Genomic DNA, 4,031 nt, shown 5'->3' with positions numbered 1-4,031 from the left:
AGAAAAACATGATTATAAAGATAATAAATCATCAAAAAAAATTTCTAAAAGAGAATTAGATAATAGTATAGAAAATTTAACGCCAGCATTTAATATAATTCATAGTCCAGAATTTGAAGAAGAGTTTGAAAAATTAAATACATCCTATAAATATTACAAAATAGCCGATAATTTTGGAATAGTATTTATAGATAAACCAAACATACAGGATATAAAAAGTGTTTTAACTCTAAAGTCAGTAGAAAGTGCAGAACGTTCAGCGAGAGTAGCATCATTAGTAGAAATAAGTCAAGGGACATCAGAAGGAGTTGTTGCAACAGAAGATATAGGTGCTAATTTTATAAAAAATAATCCAAATATATTTATAACAGGTAAGGGTGTAATAATTGGAATTATAGACTCAGGCATAGATTATTTACATGAAGATTTTATATACCCAGATCGTACATCAAAAATATTATATTTATGGGACCAAACCAAAGATGAAAATCCTCCAAAAGGATATGCAATTGGAACAGAATACACTAGAGAAGATATAAATAAGGCAATTGAAAATAATGATTCAAGCTTATCAACCGATGAAGAAGGTCAGGGAACTATGCTAAGTGGAATATGTGCAGGCCTTGGAAATATAAACAAACAATATGCAGGAATAGCAGAAGATGCAGAATTAATAGTTATAAAAATGAAAAAAATAAATGGATTTTACAATAATGCAATGGTATTTGCTGCAACACAATATATATACGAAAAATCTAAGAGTCTTAAAATGCCAGCTGTAGTAAACATATCTGTAGGAACTACTAAGCTGATTGAAACAAGTTCTAGAGTTGTAAAAGAAAAATTATATTTTGCACAGGGATTTTGTCTAGTAACATCAGCGGGTAACGAAGGTAATACTCAAACTCATACATCAGGTAAAGTTGAATTTGCAGGAGATATTGGTGAAATAAATCTGGAATTATTAGAAGATGAAGATGAATTAGATATACAAATATTAATAAATAGACCAGATAAAATGGCTGTTGGTATTATAACTCCTAGTGGAGAACCAAGTAAAATATTACAAGTAGCAAATTTTAATTACGTTTCAGGTATATTTGATTTAGAAGGAACTGATTATTTAATAACATATATATATCCAACAACATATACAGGTCAACAAGAAACTACTATAAATTTAAAAAATGTAAAAAAAGGAATTTGGAAAATAAGACTATTTGCTGAATATATAATAAGTGGAATATATCACATGTATTTACCAAACAGAGTATTTTTAAAGCCAGGGACTAAGTTTACAAAGCCAGACCCTTTATATACTATAAATTACCCTGCAACTTATGAAGATGAAATTACAGTAGGAGCATATGACACTAAAAATGAAAGTTTGTGGCCTTCATCATCAAGAGGACCAACCATAAATAACTCATTAAAACCAGAGATAGTTGCACCAGGAGTAGATATAATAGCGCCTTATCCTGGAAACAAATATGCAACTATAACAGGAACAGCAGTAGCTGGAGCACATGTTTCAGGAGCAGTTTCTCTTTTTTTACAATATGTTTTAGTAGATAAATTATATCCTAATAGATCATTTGTTCAACAAATAAGACCATATCTTGAAACCGGTGCTAAAAAAGACCCTAATATTACATATCCGAATATAAACTATGGATATGGAATATTAGATATAAGAGGTATGTTTGAACAATTAAGATAAAAAGGGGGATTTCAAAAATATGGAAAAATCTTACCTTATAATGTATCAAAGTGATATAGAAGAATTAGAAAATACATTAAAGGCAAATGGGATTAATAGATACATTATATTAAATAGACAGATTGCAGCTGTATATCTATTAGAAAATTTTGATGAAAATATACTAAATCAAATAGAGATTATAGCATGGTGGCAAAGGTCTAGTCCAATGAGTTCATTGATAGAGATAACTGATAATCTTGAAACAGGAGAAACTGTTACAACTGCAGCGGGGACAGATTATATATATAAAAATCCATATGTTCAAGCTAGTGGAAAAGGTGTGATAATTGCAATTATAGACTCTGGTATAGATTATTTACACCCAGATTTTATAAATAAAGATGGAACAACAAAAATAATATCTATATGGGATCAAGAAAGTATAAAAGGTAATCCACCTGAAGGATGTTTATTTGGAAGTGAATTTACTAGAGAAGATATAAATAAAGCAATAAAAGAAAATGATAGTACTTTAAGCGAAGATAAGATAGGAACAGGGACTATAGCAGCAGGGATATGTTCTGGGAATGGAAATTTAAATTCAAGATATAAAGGAGTCGCAGTAGATAGTGAATTATTAGTTGTAAAACTGAGAGAATATAAAAATAGATTTAAAGATGGAATAATAAACTATCAATCAGCGGATTTTTTAGCTGCTATAAAATATATACAAGATGTTGCAGCTAAAGAAGATAAATATATAATAATAAACTTAACAGTAGCTGTTGGGCCTAGTGGGCAAATAGAAGTATCATTATTAGATTCTTTTAGTTTTTTAGATCAACCTGGAGTAATATTAGTAAGTGGAGCAGGTAATGAGGGAAATACAGATATTCATTATGAAGGACGTATAATAAATGTTAATGAATCAAAGGATATATTAATTCAAGTAGGAGATCAACTTAATCTAGAGGTTTATATAATTGTAGATGGACCAGATAAAATAGGAGCCCAAGTAATATCACCATCAGGTGAAATTATCGATAACATTTTATATTCTCCAGACAATTATCCATACTACGGTAAGTTTAATTTGGAAAATACAACATATGAGATTCAATATGTATATCCATGGTTCGAACTGGGCAGTGAAAAATTCTTTATAGACTTTTATGATATAAAGCCAGGTGTTTGGACAATACGATTAAATCCTGAATATATAATAAGTGGATTATATAATGTTTATATTCCAAATAAAAGTCTAATTTCTGAAGATACTAGATTTTTAGATCCAAATTCCTCATCAACAATAACTTTATTTGCAAATATAGATAATGTAATAACAGTAGGTGCATATAATGATAAAACTGTAAGTATGTGGATAGGTTCTTCAAAAGGATCTAAGAGAACAGGTTATATAAAGCCTGATATAGTAGCTCCAGGTGTAGATATAATATCAACATATAAAAATCAAAGTTATAATACGGGTACAGGTACAGGCGTTAGCAGTTCAATCACAAGTGGAATAGTAGCAATTCTTATGGAATATATAAGTCAACAAGGCTTATATGCTAAAGAGACTATGTATACTCAAACACTAAAAACATATTTAATGTTAGGTGCAAGAAGAGAAGAAATATATAATTATCCCAATACATCTCAAGGGTATGGAATTATAAATTTAAAAGAGACATTGATACAAATTTCAAATAGCCTCTAATAATATGTATTTTATAAAAAACAATGGTTAAAACTAATACAAAAGAAAAAAAGAGGTGATAATTTTGCAAAGTAAAAAAGCTAAGGCATTAAGTGGTACTAATAACCAAAGACTAAAGAAACATAGACCAACAAATAATGCGCAAACAGCTGCTTGGGCAGATATAGACAAGCTAAAAGCAGAAAGTAAAGTATCAATACCATCATTAAGTAATGTTGAAGAAGCTAAAGATTGGGTTGATAATGGAAGTAGATTATAGATAAAGTATAAAAAATGAAGGCATAAATATGCCTTCATTTTTTTATATGTTAAATTACAATGAAAAAAAGCTTACGCATAAAATTTAAAAAAATAGAAGTATTTACATTGATGAAAAATCACCTCATATATGATAAACTATAATAGTATTTCAAAATTATGGAGGTATAATATGAGTGAAGATATAGATGCAAAATGCAATAAAATAGATGATACTTTTAGTATAACAATGGAACTTCAAAGACCTTTATTTGTTGATGAAGTGCAAGAAAATGATAATACGAATGATAAAAATTCTAATATAAGAAGAAATTTATTAATATGTGTAGCTATAACACTTATAATTACTAT

Annotated in this window: 3 protein-coding genes; all 3 read left to right on the top strand. The window is 28.6% G+C overall.

What is annotated here, in order from left to right; translation table 11 throughout:
- The coding region (locus tag VLM92_RS16615) for a S8 family peptidase (RefSeq protein ID WP_325277437.1) at nt 1-1,720 on the top strand (1,720 nt) is incomplete at its 5' end.
- Between the two features lie 19 nt (nt 1,721-1,739).
- A complete protein-coding gene (gene cspC, locus VLM92_RS16610) occupies nt 1,740-3,422 on the top strand; it encodes a bile acid germinant receptor pseudoprotease CspC (RefSeq protein WP_325277436.1) in 1,683 nt (560 codons plus the stop codon).
- 64 nt (nt 3,423-3,486) lie between these two features.
- Entirely contained in the window at nt 3,487-3,681 is a 195-nt protein-coding gene (locus VLM92_RS16605; protein ID WP_325277435.1) for a DUF3787 domain-containing protein, read from the top strand.
- Nucleotides 3,682-4,031 lie beyond the last annotated feature (350 nt).

It is taken from the genome of Romboutsia sp. (genome assembly GCF_035470145.1).
Lineage (GTDB): Bacteria > Bacillota > Clostridia > Peptostreptococcales > Peptostreptococcaceae > Romboutsia_D.
Note: the sequence above shows the minus strand (reverse complement) of the source record. Positions and strands in the feature narration are given on the sequence as shown.

What these genes read in the sequence shown, in the direction of transcription:
- cspC (WP_325277436.1), top strand. Translation starts at nt 1,740, where the DNA reads ATGGAAAAATCTTACCTTATAATGTATCAAAGTGATATAGAAGAATTA.